Origin of the sequence: Clostridium sp. AM33-3, from assembly GCF_003480315.1 — a bacterium.
Taxonomy (GTDB): domain Bacteria; phylum Bacillota; class Clostridia; order Lachnospirales; family Lachnospiraceae; genus Brotaphodocola.
Genome location: NZ_QUIV01000018.1, coordinates 9527 through 27472 on the forward strand (window position 1 = coordinate 9527; position 17946 = coordinate 27472).

Sequence of the window (17946 nt, forward strand, 5' to 3'; positions counted from 1 at the left end):
ACTATAAAAAGCCAGACTTACAGGTTTTTTATCAGCAGCATTCTGACTGCGTTATTTATTATCCTGGCATAGCCAGTAAAGCAGAAGTTCTGGTGCAGTCATGCAGAACAAGCAGACACATTGGAATTTTCTTCGTGCGCGAGCATAGCGACTCCCCGGAGACCTTTGTCTGAGCACGCAAGGCGTGCGAGTTTAGGTCGCAGGGGAGACAACCGGCGGCGGAGCGCACGAAGTACAAAATTCCACTCAGTGTCTGCGGTTCTGCATGACTGCACCGGAACTTCGGACCTTATTAGCTATTCATTTAAATTTTTATTGTAATTCTGCTGCCACATCGCTAAACAGCTCCACGGACCGTTTCAGTATCCCGTGCACCTGCGCGATGCAGATCCCGTAGTTGGTGATCGGCACATTTTGTGCGACTGCGCGGGCGATCCGTGCCTTCATTTCCCGATCATTTAGCATACAACCGCCGCAGTGCACCACCAGCGCATAGGGTGACAGATCTTCCGGAAATTCCCCTCCGGAAGTGAATTCGAAGCTTAACTCCTTTCCGGTATAGTTCCGGATCCAGTTCGGCAGCTTTACGGTTCCGATATCGCCGCACTGACGGTGATGGGTGCAGCCTTCGGAAATCAGTACCGTATCACCGTTTTGCAGCTTGTCAAGCTGGGCGGCCCCGTGCACAGCTTCCTTCAAATCACCCTTGTAGCGTGCAAAGAGGATGGAGAAGGAGGTGAGCGGTACATCTGCCGGAGTATCTGCGTTTACTTTTTGGAAGGCCTGGGAATCGGTGATGACCAGGGCCGGTTTCTTTCCAAGAGCCCGCAGGGTTTGCGGCAGTTCGGTTTCTCTGGTAACTACCGAGATGGCGCCGGATTCCAGCACATCGCGGATGGTCTGCTGCTGGGGCAGGATCAGACGCCCTTTTGGTGCCGCGGAGTCAATCGGGACTACCAGGACCACCACATCCTCCGGCTGGATCAGGTCTGCCAGGATGCGTTTTTCATCGGCTTTTGCAGACACAGCTGTCGCCAGTGCGCCGATTCGTTCCTTCAGTTCGCAGATCTGATCTCCATTTTTTGCACTGACATAGATAGCATGATTCTTTTCCTGCTGCTTTTCCGGCCGGGACGGCACAGTGGCAAGCAGGTCAGATTTGTTGTACACGGTAATATGTGGAATTTTCTTTTCTGCAAAAAGTGTTAGCAGCTCCTGGTCGGCCTGCAGGAGTCCTTTTTCAGCATCCACCACCAGAATGGCAATGTCGGTTTTGTCAAGAACCTGCAGGGCGCGCTTCACGCGCATTTCGCCCAGGGTTCCCACATCGTCAATTCCCGGGGTGTCGATGATGACTACCGGGCCAATGGGCAGAAGTTCCATGGCCTTCTGCACCGGATCGGTGGTTGTTCCCTTGGTCTCAGAGACGAGGGATAGGCTCTGGCCGGTTACAGCGTTTACCACGCTGGATTTCCCGGCGTTTCGCAGGCCGAAGAAGCCGATGTGAACCCGCTCGGCGGATACCTTATCATTCAATCCCATAGTTGTGACCTCTTTTCTTAATTCAGAACCGGAAATCCCGGCGGTTGGATGCCTTGATGTCCTCAATATTTTTCCGTGCGATCTCGCGCACCTTTTCCTTCGGAATCTTGTTCAGCTCCTTTTCAATCAGTTCAAATCCGTGCTTTTTTGTCTCCTCACTGGCGTAATCTACCAGGTATTCCGTCAGGGTCATCAGGGCGTTCGGATGGCAGCAGTTTAAAATCTGTCCATTCTTGCACAGGCTCATGAACCGGTCTCCGGTGCGGCCTTCGCGGTAACATGCGGTGCAGAAGGACGGAATGAAGCCAAGCTGCATCAGCCAGTCCACCACCTCATCCAGGGAGCGCTGGTCAGATACATCGAACTGCTCAGAATCATGCGGGCGCTCCTCCTCACAGTAGCCGCCCACGGAAGTTCTGGAAGCGCCGCTGATCTGGGAGACACCCAGCTGCAGCATTTTCTCACGGACCTCCTGGCTCTCGCGGGTGGAGATGATCATGCCGGTGTAGGGAACGGCAATGCGGATGCAGGCCGCGATCTTCTCAAAAATATCATCGGCCAGGCTGTTGTCAAAGGCATCCGGGTCAATGTCATCGGCATGTTTTACGCGCGGAACACTGATGGTGTGCGGGCCGACGCCGTGCACGGCTTCCAGGTGCTCCGCATGCATCATCAGTCCGGCAAACTCATACTGGTAGCCCTCCAGTCCGAATAAAACGCCCAGACCCACATCGTCAATGCCGCCCTCCATGGCGCGGTCCATGGCCTCGGTGTGGTAATCGTAGTCGTGCTTCGGTCCGGTCGGATGCAGCTCCAGATAGCTCTTTTTGTTGTAGGTCTCCTGGAACAGGATGTAGGTGCCGATTCCGGCTTCCTTCAATTTACGGTAGTTTTCCACGGTGGTCGCGGCAATGTTGACGTTCACGCGGCGGATGTCACCGTTTTTATGATGGATGGAATAGATTGTTTTGATGGATTCCAGAATGTACTCGATCGGGTTATTGACCGGGTCCTCCCCGGCTTCAATGGCCAGGCGCTTGTGACCCATATCCTGCAGGGCAACGACCTCGCGTCTGATCTCTTCCTGGGTAAGCTTGATGCGGGCAATGTGTTTGTTTTTCATATGATACGGGCAGTACACACAGCCGTTGACGCAGTAGTTGGAGAGATAGAGCGGGGCAAACATGACGATGCGGTTGCCGTAGAAGGCCTGCTTGATCTCCTCAGCCAGCTCGTACATCTCTGCAACCTTTTCCGGAATGTCGCAGGCCAGCAGCACCGATGCCTCCCGGTGGGAGAGTCCGGCACAGTGGGTCTGGGTGCCGTCGGCACTTTTGACCGGTCTTGCTTTTGCCAGGATTTCGTCGATCAGGGTCAGGTTGTGTTTGTTTTCCTCCGCGTAGCGGATGGTGTCGAGGATTTCCTCATGGTTGATGAATTCCTCTGCCTTTAAGGATTTTGGATTGTAGATAGCCATAGTATTGTTTTCCTTTCTTTGCAGTCGGAAGCAGGTTACTGCAACCTTCCGTCAGATTGTAAATTCCTATTTTATAATGTCACCCCGGGAGGTGACAATGGAGTAGCCGATGGATTCCATGCGGCGGTTCAGGCAGGAGCGGCACTGGGCGGATTCGTCTCCGGTGCAGATCTTGTTGTCGTAGAGGGCGTATTTTTTACGTTCCGACACTGGAGAGCGGTTCGGCATGACGACGTTGGCACCCGCCTGAATTCCTTTTTCCCTGCCGAGAGGGTCAATCGTCCCCAGGGCTGTGGTGGCAGGAAGCAGGATATTTGGTTTGATGAGCCGGATGAGGGAGAGCAGATAGATGGTCTGGTCTGCGGTTCCCGCCGGCATATCCCGGAACGGGGTATCCTTCTGGGGAATGAACGGGCCAATGCCGCACATCTCCGGATCGAAGTCTTCAATAAATTTCAGATCTGTGGCGATACAGTCCGGGGTCTGGTAAGGGGAGCCGACCATAAAGCCGCAGCCAACCTGGTAGCCGATCTCTTTTAAGTCCCGCAGGCAGCGCATCCGGTTGTCAAAGGACATGAAAGAAGGATGCAGCTGTTCGTAATGGGCCTTGTCGGCCGTCTCATGGCGGAGCAGATAACGGTCGGCTCCGGCATCGAACATATCCTGATAATCTGCCCGGGAGTATTCTCCTAAGGATAAGGTGACGGCGCAGTTCGGGTAGCGTGACTTGATCTCACCAACAAGCTCACAGACCTCATGAATCGGCACAATGCCTTCCCCGCCCTGGAGCACAAAGGTGCGAAAGCCTAAATCCCAGCCTTCCTCACAGCATTCCAGAATCTGCTCCCGGGTAAGCTGATATCGGTCACAATTGGTGTTGGATTTGCGGATACCGCAGTAGATGCAGTCATTTTTGCAGTAGTTTCCGATTTCAATGAGCCCGCGGACGTAGATATCAGTTCCGTAGATTTCGCGGCGCAGGGAATCAGCCTTTTTGGCGGCATAGGCCGCCAGTTCCGGTGTCTGACCTTTCACAAGCGCACGGTATTCTTCGTGCGTCAGGGCGTGACGCTCCGCCAGAAGGTCAACGAGGGCAAACAAGTCCGTCATCCGATCACATTGGAGTAGGCGGTCTTGACGCTGACTCCGTCCAGATTCCCAAGCTTTCCGGCCAGAGCGGAGATCGTATCCTGCGGCGCGTCCATGGCGATGGATACGATGCTGATGTGCTTCGGACGGTAAGGAATACCCATTCTTCCGATAATATACGGACCATACTCATGCAGCATGGCATTCAGCTTTTCTACGGAATCCGGATTTTCCACAATGATACTCATAACAGCAACGCGTGTTTCCATAAGTCCTCCTGTAACTGTGTATTAAGAGAAAAAGCCGCACCCCGAAAAGGCACGGCTTAAAGTTCTGTGATCTGGCAGACTGCGGCATATGCGCAGGCATGCGGGCGCAAAAGCGCACGGCAGAATACGGAATATAGAAGCGGACCTTTCACGCAGGAGAAAATCCCCTTAGTGTCGGAATGCAAAATGATTCTCATTAAGTACAGGATATCATAGAATGTGCCGGATTTCCAGAAGAATCGATATCGGCTTTTTTGTCTTTTTTGTCACAGCAACAACACTTGCAATTTTCCTGGAAATTCTGTATAATGAAACAATATCAGCAATTTAACGCGTTGAATTGCTGAAAAACGCGCGGTATCTGAACAATATAACGGAATCGCAAAATATAGAAAGAAGCAGGGAAGAGGGGGAGCTGTTATCATGAGTGAAGAAAAGCAACTGAATATGCCGCAGTCACTTTTACTGCTGCTGCTGATCATCGGATCTGTAGCAGTCTGCATCCGGCTGAAAACGGGAGGGCCGATGATCGGCCTGTTTTTCAGCTGGATCATCATCTATCTGTTCTGTAAAGTATTAAAGATTGATTACGATCATGTGGTTGGCGGAGCTTATGACGCCATCCGCGTAGTCGTGCCAACGCTGTGTCTGTTAATGTCCATTGGTGTCATGATCGGAACCTGGCTGCAGAGTGGGACCATAGCATCCATTATTGTAGGCGGCTTAAAGCTGATCGATCCAACCTGGCTTTTGCCGCTGACTTTGATTTTCTGTGCAGTATTGAGCCTGGTGACCGGAACCTCCTACGGTTCTGTGGGAAGCGCCGGTGTTGCCATGATGGCGATCGGCAACGCCATGGGCATTCATCCGGGCATGGTAGCCGGAGCAGTCATCTGCGGTGCCATGTTTGGCGATAAACTGAGCCCGCTGTCTGACACCACGAACCTGGCTCCGGCTGTGGCTGGTGCAAAATTAAATGACCACGTCCGTTCCATGCTCTGGACCACGCTGCCGACCTTTGCCATCAGCCTTGTGCTGTTTACGATCCTTGGTATCAGCCAGACCTCCGGTGGTTATGAGGAAGGCAATCTGCTGGTGTATATCGATGCGCTCCAGAGTGAGTTTAAACTTGGCTTTCTGACGATGCTTCCGGCTGCTGTGATCATTGTGCTGCTGCTTTTGAAAGTCAATGCGATCGTTTCCCTGGGCCTTTCCGCAGTCTGCGCAGGCGCGGTATCCTTCTTTTATCAGGGGGCGGCCCTGCAAAGCATCATCCGCGTAGCTTATAACGGCTACAGCACCCAGATTGAGGAAGCAATCTTAAAGACCATCTTAAACCGCGGCGGTATGAGCAGCATGCTGCAGTATGTGGCCATCATCTGCTTCGCAGTCGGCATGGGCGGCATGTTAGACCGTCTGGGCGTTCTGGGCAATATCTTAAATGCTATTACCGGACGCATCAACAGTGATGGAAGTCTGATCCTTGCCAGTCTTCTGGTTGGTTATGTGACCAGCCTCATCAGCTGCTCCCAGCCGATGTCTCATGTGCTGACCGGAAATATGATGAAACCGCTGTTCAGGGCGAGAAAGGTTGCACCGGAGATCTTATCCAGAACCTTAGAGGACGCAGGAACCCTGTCCGGTCCTATGATCCCCTGGCATGGCTATTGTGTATACATGGCAGGAACTCTGGGAGTGGCATGGTCCGTGTTCTTTCCGTATCTGTTCCTGCTGTATTTAACTCCGCTGTTCAGTGTTTTTTACGGATTCAGCGGAATCTCCATTAAGCACGTGGAGGAAAATTAAGAAAATCAGGATTGGAGAGTATTATCATGATGGAAACAAAACTTGTACTTCTCGGCACGGGCACTCCGAATGCGTGTCCGAATGCCAGCGGTCCGTCCACGGCCGTCGTGGTGGGAGACCGTTCATATCTTGTGGATTTTGGACCAGGCGTGGTGCGCCAGGCGGCAAAGGCATATCAGAAGGGGATTGACGCGCTGCGTCCGGACCGTCTGACTGTGGCCTTCTGTAGCCATCTGCATACCGATCACACGGCAGGTTATGCTGACCTGATCTTCACCCCATGGGTGCTGGAACGAAAAGAACCGCTAAGGGTCTTTGGCCCAAAAGGCATCTGTGAGATGACGGACTATATTGAGAAAGCCTATGCGGTAGATATTGATTTTCGGATCAATGGTTTTGAGAAGGCCAATGAAGAGGGCTATAAAGTAGATGCAAAGGAAATTCAGCCTGGCATCATTTATCAGGATGATCGTGTCACTGTAGAGGCATTTCCGGTCAGCCATGGCACCCTGGAAAGCTATGGCTTTAAGTTTACCACACCGGATAAGGTCATCGTTATCAGCGGGGATACCGCGCCTCTGGAAATCGTAGCAGAGAAGGCAAAGGACTGTGACATTCTTCTGCATGAGGTGGAGTATACTGCCGGTCTTTCCGCAAGGGAGCCGAAGTGGCAGAAATACCATCGGGAGGTTCATACCTTAAGTGTTGATCTGGCGAAGATTGCCAGCAAGGCACAGCCAAAGCTTCTCGTTACCTATCATCGGATTTACCATATGGAAATCCAGGATAATACCGTGGACGTGGAGGCTGAGATGACCCGCAGAAACGAAGCTATCTTACAGGAGATCAAACATGCCGGATATGAGGGTCCGGTAGTGAACGGACTGGATCTGGATATATTTTAGAACAGGATAAACTCGGACGCGCCACCTGCGCACTGGAAAAGCTACCGAAGCATAAACTATCATAAGAAAGCTTCAGGGTGGCTTTTTCTTTGCAGACATTTCCAAAGCCGTTGACACCTGGAGAGGAACGGGCCTGCCTGGAACGCTTACAGGAGGGGGACCGCGAGGCACGTGATATCCTGATCGAACGGAATTTGAGGCTGGTGGCACATGTGGCCAAGAAATATCAGGGAGCGGATTATGAACAGGATGATCTGCTTTCGGTGGGGACCATTGGTTTGATCAAGGCGGTGAATACCTTTCACCCGGAACGGGGAAGCCGCCTGGCTACCTATGCGGCAAAATGCATCGAGAATGAAATCCTCATGATGTTCCGTGCCGGAAAGAAATACAGCCGGGAGGTGTCGTTGTTTGAGCCGATCGGAGTGGACAAAGACGGGGAATCGGTCAGCCTGGTAGATGTCATTGAGCTGGAGACAAAAGAGGTGCTGGAAAATCTGATCCTGGATCAGGATATCCGGGAGCTGTACGAAGCCTTTTCATGCTGCTTAAAGCCCCAGGAACAGTCGGTGGTGAAGCTGCGTTATGGCCTTTTCGGGGTGAAGCCCTGTACCCAGAGAGAAATCGCCGGGCAGCTTGGTATTTCCCGATCCTATGTATCCAGGATTGAGAAGCGGGCACTGAAAAAACTGGGTGAGCATTTGGAAACAGCACAGAATGAAATAATAATCACATAAATCGCAAGAAAATTGCATTGTGTTCAGGTGCTTTCCCATATATAATGTATGGGAAAGCATTTGGTTTTACAGGCAGCGGACCTGTGAAAGAAGAACCATCAGCCAAAGGAGGGCGTTATTATGTCTACAATTTTAGTTACAGGCGGTGCCGGCTATATCGGAAGCCACACCTGTGTTGAACTTTTAAATGCCGGCTACGATGTGGTTGTCGTGGACAACCTCTGCAATTCCTGCCGGGAATCCTTAAACCGTGTGGAGGAGATCACCGGAAAGAAGCTGACCTTTTACGAGGTAGATCTTCTGGACGAGCCGGCCCTGGATTCTGTGTTCCAGAATGAAAAAATAGACGCGGTCATTCATTTTGCAGGCTTAAAGGCTGTTGGTGAGTCTGTATACAAGCCATTGGAATATTATCACAACAACATTACCGGAACCCTGATTCTCTGCGATGTGATGCGCCGTCACGGCTGCAAGAGCATTGTGTTCAGTTCTTCCGCAACCGTATACGGCAATCCGGCATTTGTGCCGATCACCGAGGAATGTCCGAAGGGTGAGATCACCAATCCTTACGGACGCACCAAGGGCATGCTCGAGCAGATCCTGACTGACCTTCATACTGCAGATCCGGAATGGAAGGTGATGCTCTTACGTTACTTTAACCCGATCGGAGCTCATAAATCCGGCCGTATCGGAGAGAACCCGAAGGGTATCCCGAACAATCTGCTCCCGTATATCACGCAGGTGGCTGTGGGCAAGCTGGTATGTCTTGGTGTCTTTGGCAATGACTACGACACTCCGGACGGAACCTGCGTCCGCGATTACATCCACGTTGTAGACCTGGCAGACGGTCATGTAAAGGCACTGGACAAGCTCTCAAAGGAGCAGGGCGGAGTCTGGATCTACAATCTGGGAACCGGTGTTGGCTATAGCGTGTTAGATGTCATCAATGCCTTTGAGGAGGCCAACAACTTAAAGATCAACTATGTCTTTAAGGAGCGCCGCGCAGGCGATGTGCCGCAGTGTTACGCAGATTCCTCTAAGGCAGAGAGGGAGCTTGGCTGGAAGGCAAAATACGGTATCCGGGAGATGTGTGAGGATTCCTGGAGATGGCAGAAGAACAATCCGAACGGATATGATGAGAAATAATCAAAACAAAAAACAAAGAAGAGGAGACCGGTCAGGTCTCCTCTTCGCTCATTAAAGATTTCATAATAAAGGAATAGATTTCTTTGCTTTTATGTTCCCATCGGGAGCTCATGGCAGCGGCCTGTTCACGGTCCGGAACCGATAAGTTCAGCTCAATGAGAGGCGAACGGCCTTCCCGCACCTCGCAGTGAACGATGTAATCCTGGCTGGTGGACTTGTAGTAGTCGGAAACCAGGCTGACCTCGTTGCGCAGCCGGAGACGGTTTTCTTTTAAATAGGTATCCATATCCTCGATGATGGCCGGGGAAATGTTGTTCTCAAAAAAGGTTAAGGTTTCCTCACCCTCCCTGGTGATCTCATAGCGGGTGGTGCTGTGGGTGGACTCGGCGTGAATGAGTCCGGAATCCTTCAGCTCCCCAAGAGCCTGCTGGAGCGTAAAGTAGCTGGCATATTCATGCTGCAGGAAAAAATCTGTCAGCTGTGCGTTGGTCAGCGGGAAATTCACTTTTTTGAGCATATATAAATTCATCAGTTTGTACAGTGTCATCGGTTCAGACAACATGGAAACGGACCTCTTTCATTCTACAAGTTTTTATTAATCATACCAATTTAAACCTTTTAAATCAAGTGAAATTATGCTAAACTAATGCCATGTATGACAAAAAATAAGAGGGTACTATGAGAGAAAAAATTAACCGACTGGCAAAAGGCATCGTGGATGCGGAAGTTCCGGAGGTCCTTATCCTTCCGGAAACCTGCGATGGTACGGTGACAGCCGGCCAGGTATGCAGAAAAGAACTTTATGTGGCAGACCATTATGGCTGCTTTGTGAAAGGGCTGGTATATTCCTCCCATCCGTGTGTGCGGGTGCTGGGAAATTCTTTCGGGGGAAACCGGAACCGTATCTTTTATGAGGTGGACTGCCGTACCTTGTCAGACGGAGATAAAATCGAGGGAGTATTTGAGCTGGTGACCAATGGCGGCGAAAAAAAGCTGCCATATTCTTTTGCCGTGGAGCCGGATCCGGTAGGAAAGATCCTGGCAGGTCTAAAGCAGCCGGAAGATTTTGCAAGGCTGGTGCAGGCTGACGGAGAGTTTGCAAAACGTCTGTTTGAGTACCGGGATTTTACGGAAGCGCCGTTTTTACAGGATCTTCATGTCCGGGCTTTGTATGATGGTTTAAAGGGAAGGCCGGACCGTCAGTGTGAACTGGAAGAGTTTCTGATCGGCATGAACGTGAAAAAACCGGTGGAATTAAAGACAGACACCGCGGTGCGCAGCCTGGAAAACCCACAGACAGGCACGGGCGGTGTTATCCGCGTGGATCGCAGTACCTGGGGACATGTGCGGTTTGAGGTGCATGCGGACGGAGATTTTATCAATCTGCCGCAGACGGTATTTACAGAAGCAGATTTTCAGGATGACCATTGTGAGATCCTTTACCGCATTGACGGAATGCATCTTCATCAGGGTCGAAATCTCGGAGCAGTCTGGATCACGTCCATGCGTCAGAAAATCTGTGTTCCGGTGGAGGTCCTGACAGGTGAAGAGCTGAAAAACCGCGCGGGATATGGCCGGCGCGAAGCTGTCGGCAAATATCTGGAGCTGCGTCTGGAATACGAGCTTGGACTATACGGGGAGGCACTGATGCTGAATCAGCTGAAGCAACAGCTGGAAGTCATCCGCAGCCAGTATGGCGAGAGCCTCGCGGTGAGTCTGTATCAGGCAGATCTTCTGATTCTGGAGGGAGATGCAGAAGGCGCAAAGGAGCTCCTTAAAAGCAGTCAGGAAGAGGCGGCAGCGGTGCGGAAATACCGCCCGGAATATGAGCAGCTTCACCGTTATCTGCTGAACCAGCTGAGTGAAGAAGACCAGAACGCGGAGTCTGAAAAAGAGGACGGGGATCTGGCAGAGCTCCGTTTGGAATTTGAGAACGGAAGCCGTAGTCCGTACCTGTATGTCAGGGTGTGGAAACTGTATCAGCAGTGTCCGGAGCTTCTCACAGGACTTTCTGATTTTGAAGTGCAGGTGCTGATGTTTGCTGCGAAGCGGAAGCTGATGGATCAAGCTTTTGCCTGCAGGACTGCAGGATTTGCCCCCTCAAAAAAGTATGGAGGAAAGCTGCTACTGCGATTCTTTATGATGCTGTATCAGCAGTATCCGGAACCGGAGATCCTGAACGCAGTCTGCAGCATCCTGATCAAGGCGGACTGCCGCGATAAAAAATATTTTCACTGGTATAAAAAAGCACTGGAGGAGGGCATCAGCCTGACCCGCCTGTACGAATATTACCTGTATGCGCTTCCTGAGGATTATCCGTATCTGCTCCCGAAAGAGGTGCTTTTATATTTCTCCTACGAGAAATCCATGGACACGGCTAACCGTGAGGTGCTGTACGGCAATATTGTGAGATTTATGAACCCGGAATCTACGCTGTACCGGCAATATGAGCGGGACATCGAACAGTTTACCATGGAACAGCTTCTGCGTTCCCGGGTGAACAGCCGTCTGGTGACGCTGTATCAGCATGTATTATATAAAGAAATGATCGATGAGCAGGTGGCCCGCGTGCTTCCGGCTATCCTAAAATCTTATCGGATTACGGTATCTGACAAAAGAATCCGTTATGTTGTGGTGTGCTATGAGGAACTGGACCGTGAGGATATGTTCGCGGTCAGGGACGGCGTGGCTTATGCACCGCTTTTTTCCAGTCATCCGGTTCTTTTGTTCCAGGATGAATACGGAAATCGTTATACAGATGTTTCCTACCGGAAGCAGCAGGCTATGATGGAAAACAGCAAAGAACTGGAGGAACGCTGCTACGATATCTCTCCGGAGCAGCCTATGCTTCTTCTGGAACGCTGCAGCGCAATCGTGAAGGATGACCCGCAGAGCATGACAGACCGCCGTGTTTTAAGGCGGGGACTGACGGAACTGAAATTGCATCCTTTATTCCGGGAAAAGCTGCTGGAAAGCCTGCTGGATTATGACAGCCGGCGTCAGAACGTGGAGGAGAATACAGCAGCTGTTTTGGATTACCGGAACCAGCTGAAGCCGGAAAAGCTGTCGCGGGAGAAACGGGGAAAGCTGATCCGTATGCTGATCCTTTCGGGAAACGTTCCGGAAGCCTTTTCCATAGTAAAGGAATTTGGCTGGAGCGGTGCAAAGGAACAGGAGCTTCTGGAGCTGTGCAGTCAGATGATCTTAAAACATCAGCCGGAATCGGACGATACCCTGTTAAAGCTCTCCTGGGAGCTTTTTACAGAGAATCAGTGGGATGGAGCTGTGCTGGACTATCTGTGCGAGCACTTTAACGGAACTTCGGAGCAGATGTACAGACTTCTCATGCAGAGTGAGGCAGAGCATGTGGAGCTTTACGATCTTCCGGAGCGTCTTCTGGCACAGATGATGTTTAGCGGTGAGACAGAATATCTGGATCCGGTGTATGACTGCTACAGGAGCGGAAAGCAGGTCAGTGACCTGGTGTCCAGGGCGTATTTCACTATGAAGTCCTGCGATTATTTCCTGAAAAACCGTCCGACAAAGGATCTGGTATTTACCTATCTGGAAGACGCAGTTCAGGAAACTACGGATAAAAAACGGATCCCTACCATTTATCTGCTTGCGCTGACCCTGTGGTACAGTCAGCAGGAGGCGCTGACCGGAAAACAAAAAGAACTGGCCGCTGACATGGTGGAGGAGCTTCTGGAGGAAGGCCGGATCTTTGCATATTTTCACCAGCTTGGACGCCATATTCCGATGCCGGATTCCGTGATGGACCAGATCACCATTGAGTACCGGGGCAGCAGGGAGATAAGGCCTCAGCTGAAAATCCGGGTGCTTCCGGGAGAGGAGGCAAGCCACAACGCGGAGTTTGTGAAGGTATATCCCGGCATTTACATCCATCAGCATGTTCTGTTTGAGGGAGAGGTGCTGGAATATGAGGTATATGAAAACGGAACAGACGGAGGAAAGAAGACGGATGAGGGACGGCTTTCCTACGACGGTTCCCAGACAAACAGCCAGCTGAGCCGGTTTGCGGCGCTTAACGACATGAGCCGCTGTCTTGCTGAAAAAGATGGGCAGAAGCTTAAAGAAAAGATGGAGAAGTACATGACGGATCATGCTGCCATGGAGTCTCTGTTTACATTAACATAGAGGAACGATATGAATGAATTGGTAGCAGGCATAGACCTGTGCGATGAATATACGCAGGTAAACTGCAATGATGAAGAGAAAACATGGACCTTTCCCACGGTACTCTGCCGTCACAAGGTTTCCGGCACCTGGTCGGTAGGGGAAGATGCTTATGCCCAGACCTTAAGAGGCGAAGGAAGCCTGACGGATAAACTGGTAAAGCTGGTTTTAAAAGAAGGCACTGCGACACTGGAAGGCATCCGCTATACCGCTGTGGAGCTTCTGGAACGGTTCCTGGAACGGGTACTTTGGCAGGTTCAGAAAAATCTGGGCACGGAAGCCGGCTTTCAGGAGCTGGTGTTTACCGTGCGCAGCCTGGATGAACGCCTGACAGAGGCGCTGTATTCCTGTGGAGAAAAGCTTGGTGTGGACCGGGCCCGTATACGCATCATCGGGCATACGGAAGGTCTGATCTACTATATGCTCAGCCAGAAAAAAGAAATCTGGAGCGGAAACGTCGGGTTGTTTGATCTGTCCGAGCAGGAGCTGCGCTACTATGAAATGAAAGTACAGCGGGGGTTGAAGCAGAATGCGGTTTTAGCTGAGTTTGAGCGGATAGAGGAAAGCTTCAGCCTGGATATCCTGGAAACTCCGTCCGGGGCAAAGCTGGGAGATAAGATTCTCTGTACCTGTGCGGAACGGCTGATGCAGCGGAAACTGTATTCTGCGGTCTTTCTGATGGGAAAAGGGTTTGAAAAGCGGGAGTGGGCCGAAGATTTCATGAAGCTGCTCTGCACAAAACGCCGTGTCTATATGGAGACAGCCGTGTTTGCCAAGGGTGCAGCTCTGTGCGCCGCAGACCGTCTCCGCCCACAGACTTCCTACCCGTATGCGATGATCTGTGAGGGACACCTGAAAGCTTCTGTTACCATGCAGGTACTGCATAAGGGCCAGGACACTGCGGTAACGCTGGCAGCTGCCGGAGACAGCTGGAGAGAGAGCGGAGGCATGCTGGAGGTGATCCCGGAAAAGCAGAATGCAGTGGAGCTCGAAATCACGCCGTTTGATTCCAAAAAGAAGAGGACGGTCACGCTGATACTGGAGAATTTTCCGAAACGCCCGGAAAAGACTACGAGGGTACGGGTGGAGATTTCCTTCCTGGATGAAAAGACGATGCGGATCGTTCTGACCGATCTTGGTTTCGGGGAATTGTTCCCGGCTACGGGAGCTAAAGTTGTACAAGAGGTTATGCTATGAGTTTGAGATTATGCAGATCGGAAAAAGTGAAAAATCCATATTACGTGAGTTTTCTGGGAATGCATCTGTATTCTTCCCAGGAGCTGGCCTATGTGATCTACCATTATCCGCTTCTGGTAATGGACTGTCTGGTCGATGAACGCCTGCTGGACTTTTTGCGGGAGGAACTGAATATGGGATTTCTGGCCCTGAAGCTGGAAAACTGGAAAAAAAGCGGGGAAGATCCGGATGAAATGCTGATCTTTCTCCTTCAGGAAAGTGATTATTATTCCCAGAACGAGATTTCGGAATACAGGCAGACCTTAAGCGGCTACCGGAAACAGCCGCCTGCGGAGATGAAAAAGCTTAAGGCAGACGCGCTGTTTGGTATGCGCCAGTATGGAAAGGCAGTCCGGCTGTATCAGGAAATCCTGGATGATCTGCAGGAGGAGACGGGATCGGATGAGCTGGCTGCCGCTGTCTGGAATAATCTGGGTGCCTGCTACGGCCGCATGTTCCTGTTTGCCAGAGCTGCTGAAGCCTATGAAAAGGCTTATAACCGGAGCGGCAGCCGGGAGTGCTTGAGGAGCCTTTACTGGATTGAAAAGCTGGACAGCCGCATCGCGTTAGGAGAGCGCTTCCGTGCAGTCATCACGCAGGAGGAGCGGAATGCGTGGGAGGAGCAGTTCCTGGCTGCCAGGGAAAAAGCGGCACAGTCTGACCAGGTAAAGCAGGTGGAAACCTGGTTTTGCAATGGGGAAGAGGATGGAGAAAAGGCTGCCCGGAAACTGGTGGAAACCTGGAAAAGTGAATACCGCGCCATGATATAAGCAAAAAATAGAAAGAAATGTAAAATAATGCTTGACATATCGGAAAAAACAAGGTAAACTATCGGAGCAGTCGCAAGTGAGACATCTTGAGACGTAATATGGGGTCTTAGCTCAGCTGGGAGAGCATCTGCCTTACAAGCAGAGGGTCATAGGTTCGATGCCCTCTAGGCCCCATATAAACCGAATATGGGGGAATAGCTCAGTTGGCTAGAGCACACGGTTCATACCCGTGGTGTCGAGAGTTCAAATCTCCCTTCCGCTACTTTAACTGAAGTTCTGGATTTTCCGGAACTTCTTTTTGTTTTCCTGAATCTGTTTTTATATACTAAATTTTTCTAAAATCCCTTGTAACCTGAAAATGAGTGTGTTATAATCCGAAAAAGCTGAATGAAACGTTTTGAAAGGAAAGTCAAGTGAAGAAACTGTTAAAAAAATACGGACATATCTGGGTCTGCGGCTACATTCTTTTGTATCTTCCATATTTCTTCTGGCTGGAGAGCGTGATCACGGACAATTACAAGATCATGCATGTGGCATTGGACGATGTGATTCCGTTTAGTGAGTACTTTATCGTTCCTTACATGATCTGGTTTTTTTATGTTTCCGGCGCAGTTCTGTATTTCTTTTTTACAGATAAGCAGGATTATTTCCGGTTGTGTACCTTCCTGTTTATCGGTATGACCATCAGCATGATGATCTGCACCTTCTATCCGAATGGCACAGACCTGCGTGTGGAGGTGGATCCGAACAAGAATGTTTTCTGCTATCTGGTACAGATGATCCATAACAGTGATACACCGGCCAATGTATTTCCAAGCATTCATGTATATAATTCGTTAGGGGTCCATATCAGTGTTATGAACAGCGAACGCCTGAGAAATCACAAATGGGTCCGCCGGAGCTCATTTATCATCATGGTGGCTATCTGCATGTCCACTGTATTTTTGAAACAGCACTCGGTGGTCGATGTCACCGGTGCCATGGTACTGGCTTACGTTATGTATCAGTTTGTATATGGCAATGCCTATGTACTTAGCCATAGAGCGGAAAGACAGAAGGTTACCGGTTAAAAAATAAATGAAAAAGAATGTGCCAAGGCACATTCTTTTTTGATTGTCGGAATTGAATCTATTTTTATACAAAATTCCGTAGGAGATTTTTGGGTTTTATGATATACTTATAGGTAATAATGTATGGGTAACTGCTTTGCAGTTACAAATGCGGGAGGTGCCCATGTACTATTTTATCGTAAACCCGAACGCCCATGGCGGGCGGGGAGAAAAAATATGGAGAAAACTGGAACGCCAGATCATCAGATCCGGAATCCGGTATGAGGCCTACCAGACGGAAGAACCCGGCGATGCCAGACGTATAGCGGCTGCGCTGACTGCAGACATGCAGGAGCCGGCAACGATCGTGGCAGTGGGGGGAGACGGCACCGTGAATGAAGTCTTAAACGGCCTTGCCATCAGTGAACGTCTGACGTTTGGCTATATTCCTACTGGTTACGGCAATGACCTGGCCCGTGGGCTGAAGCTGTCGGGAAAGCCCGGAAAGTGTCTGAAACGCATCCTGAATCCTGCGGAGATTTGCAGGGTGGATTACGGTATCCTTTCTTATGAGGACGAGGAACCGGTTTACAGCCGCTTTATGGTCAGCAGTGGTATTGGGTTTGACGCTGCAGTCTGCCACCGTCTTCTGGATAAGAACGGAAGAGGAGGTCTGCGACAGATCCCTGGAAGAGGACGCTATGTCCTGGCGGGACTCAAACAGCTTGTAACCGCAAAGGCCTCGCGTGGGTACCTGATCCTGGACGGAGTCCAGCGTATAGAATTTAACCATATTTATTTTGTTTCCGTGCATAATCACGGCAGTGAGGGCGGAGGTTTCCTGTTTGCTCCCAGGGCGGTGTGTGATGATGGAGAACTGGAACTTTGCGTGGCACATACAGCTTCCAAGCTTCGGCTGTTCCCTGTTTTGTTTGATGCCTACAGGGGACATCTTGGCAGACGGCGCGGTGTGCATTTTTATCGCTGCAAAGAGGCTGTGATCCATGTGGACCAGCCGATGCCGGTCCATGCGGACGGAGAAAACTGTTTTTGTCAGGAGGAAGTGCGGGTACGCTGTGTTAAGAAAAAGCTCCGCATGATCCTGCAATGATCTTAATAAAGGAGAGAACAACTATGCGAATCGGACAGGGATACGATGTCCATAAGCTGGTAGAAGGACGTGATCTGATCCTGGGTGGAGTTACCGTCCCTTATGAGAAGGGCCTTCTGGGGCATTCCGACGCGGATGTATTAGTTCATGCAGTTATGGACGCCCTTCTGGGAGCAGCCGCGCTGGGAGATATCGGCCAGCATTTTCCGGATACCGATCCAAAATATAAAGGAATATCCAGCATAGCCCTCTTAAAGGAAGTCGGAGCACTTCTGGAGGCAGAGGGTTATGTTATCGAGAATATTGATGCCACGATCATTGCCCAGCGGCCAAAACTTGCGGCATACCGGCCGCAGATGGCAGAAAATATTGCGAAGGCGCTGCACCTAGAGTTAAATCAGGTGAGTGTCAAGGCAACTACAGAGGAGGGGCTGGGCTTCACCGGGAGCGGGGAAGGTATTTCTTCCCAGGCCATCACCCTGCTTTCCCATATGCGCGACTTTGCGGCAGATGACCGCATGGTGTACCGGGATGACGCCTACAGCGGCGGCTGCGGCGGCTGCCCGGGGTGTTGCGGCAGCAAAAACGCAGAATCATAAAGGAAAGAAAACA

At 50.9% G+C, this 17946-nt stretch carries 15 protein-coding genes and 2 tRNA genes; 12 read left to right on the forward strand and 5 right to left on the reverse strand.

The genetic code is table 11. From position 1 onward, the window contains the following. Positions 1–312: 312 nt before the first annotated feature. From hydF to DW819_RS10940, 4 genes are all read right to left on the reverse strand, one after another. Positions 313–1542 (reverse strand): [FeFe] hydrogenase H-cluster maturation GTPase HydF, encoded by a 1230-nt coding sequence (gene hydF / locus DW819_RS10925; RefSeq protein WP_118733311.1) that lies wholly within the window; start codon positions 1540–1542, stop codon positions 313–315. A gap of 22 nt (positions 1543–1564) precedes the next feature. Then, the gene (hydG, locus tag DW819_RS10930) at positions 1565–3019 is read right to left on the reverse strand and encodes a [FeFe] hydrogenase H-cluster radical SAM maturase HydG (RefSeq protein ID WP_118733312.1); all 1455 of its coding nucleotides are present in this window, start codon (positions 3017–3019) and stop codon (positions 1565–1567) included. A gap of 66 nt (positions 3020–3085) precedes the next feature. Continuing rightward, positions 3086–4129: a [FeFe] hydrogenase H-cluster radical SAM maturase HydE gene (gene hydE / locus DW819_RS10935; protein WP_118733313.1), complete on the reverse strand. Its 1044-nt coding sequence runs from the start codon at positions 4127–4129 to the stop codon at positions 3086–3088. Further along, positions 4126–4377 (reverse strand): TM1266 family iron-only hydrogenase system putative regulator, encoded by a 252-nt coding sequence (locus DW819_RS10940; protein ID WP_118529770.1) that lies wholly within the window; start codon positions 4375–4377, stop codon positions 4126–4128. Before DW819_RS10940 ends, hydE begins: the two co-directional genes overlap by 4 nt. A 423-nt stretch (positions 4378–4800) precedes the next feature. Between DW819_RS10940 and nhaC the strand changes: the two genes are divergently transcribed. From nhaC to galE, 4 genes are all read left to right on the forward strand, one after another. Continuing rightward, positions 4801–6183 carry a Na+/H+ antiporter NhaC gene (gene nhaC / locus DW819_RS10945; protein ID WP_118733314.1) on the forward strand — a complete coding sequence of 461 codons (1383 nt, stop codon included), beginning with the start codon at positions 4801–4803 and terminating at the stop codon, positions 6181–6183. 26 nt (positions 6184–6209) lie between these two features. Beyond that, positions 6210–7088: an MBL fold metallo-hydrolase gene (locus DW819_RS10950; RefSeq protein WP_118733315.1), complete on the forward strand. Its 879-nt coding sequence runs from the start codon at positions 6210–6212 to the stop codon at positions 7086–7088. 89 nt (positions 7089–7177) lie between these two features. Beyond that, entirely contained in the window at positions 7178–7825 is a 648-nt protein-coding gene (sigK, locus tag DW819_RS10955; RefSeq protein ID WP_118733351.1) for an RNA polymerase sporulation sigma factor SigK, read from the forward strand. Positions 7826–7945: 120 nt separating this feature from the next. Next, positions 7946–8971: a UDP-glucose 4-epimerase GalE gene (gene galE / locus DW819_RS10960; RefSeq protein ID WP_118733316.1), complete on the forward strand. Its 1026-nt coding sequence runs from the start codon at positions 7946–7948 to the stop codon at positions 8969–8971. Positions 8972–9002: 31 nt separating this feature from the next. Here the strand turns inward: galE and DW819_RS10965 are convergent, their stop codons facing one another. Further along, complete coding sequence (locus DW819_RS10965; protein ID WP_118733317.1) at positions 9003–9533, reverse strand: DUF4364 family protein; 531 nt, start codon at positions 9531–9533, stop codon at positions 9003–9005. 116 nt (positions 9534–9649) lie between these two features. Here DW819_RS10965 and DW819_RS10970 point away from each other — a divergent pair, with 116 nt between their 5' ends. The 8 genes from DW819_RS10970 to ispF all read left to right on the forward strand — a co-directional run bounded on the left by DW819_RS10970 (position 9650) and on the right by ispF (position 17933). Further along, positions 9650–13129 carry a DUF5717 family protein gene (locus DW819_RS10970; protein ID WP_118733318.1) on the forward strand — a complete coding sequence of 1160 codons (3480 nt, stop codon included), beginning with the start codon at positions 9650–9652 and terminating at the stop codon, positions 13127–13129. A 9-nt stretch (positions 13130–13138) separates the two neighbouring features. Continuing rightward, on the forward strand, positions 13139–14365 hold the full coding sequence (locus DW819_RS10975) for a DUF5716 family protein (protein ID WP_118733319.1): 1227 nt from the start codon (positions 13139–13141) through the stop codon (positions 14363–14365). After that, positions 14362–15174, forward strand: a complete 813-nt coding sequence (locus DW819_RS10980) for a tetratricopeptide repeat protein (protein ID WP_118733320.1) — start codon at positions 14362–14364, stop codon at positions 15172–15174. Before DW819_RS10975 ends, DW819_RS10980 begins: the two co-directional genes overlap by 4 nt. Before the next feature lie 100 nt (positions 15175–15274). Continuing rightward, a tRNA-Val gene (locus DW819_RS10985) sits at positions 15275–15348 on the forward strand. A 14-nt stretch (positions 15349–15362) separates the two neighbouring features. After that, positions 15363–15436, forward strand: a tRNA-Met gene (locus DW819_RS10990). A 151-nt stretch (positions 15437–15587) separates the two neighbouring features. Next, entirely contained in the window at positions 15588–16244 is a 657-nt protein-coding gene (locus DW819_RS10995) for a phosphatase PAP2 family protein (RefSeq protein ID WP_118733321.1), read from the forward strand. Positions 16245–16407: 163 nt separating this feature from the next. Beyond that, positions 16408–17334, forward strand: coding sequence for a diacylglycerol kinase family protein (locus DW819_RS11000; RefSeq protein WP_118733322.1), 927 nt, complete (start codon positions 16408–16410; stop codon positions 17332–17334). 23 nt (positions 17335–17357) lie between these two features. Next, positions 17358–17933, forward strand: coding sequence for a 2-C-methyl-D-erythritol 2,4-cyclodiphosphate synthase (gene ispF, locus DW819_RS11005; protein WP_118733323.1), 576 nt, complete (start codon positions 17358–17360; stop codon positions 17931–17933). Positions 17934–17946: the final 13 nt, after the last annotated feature.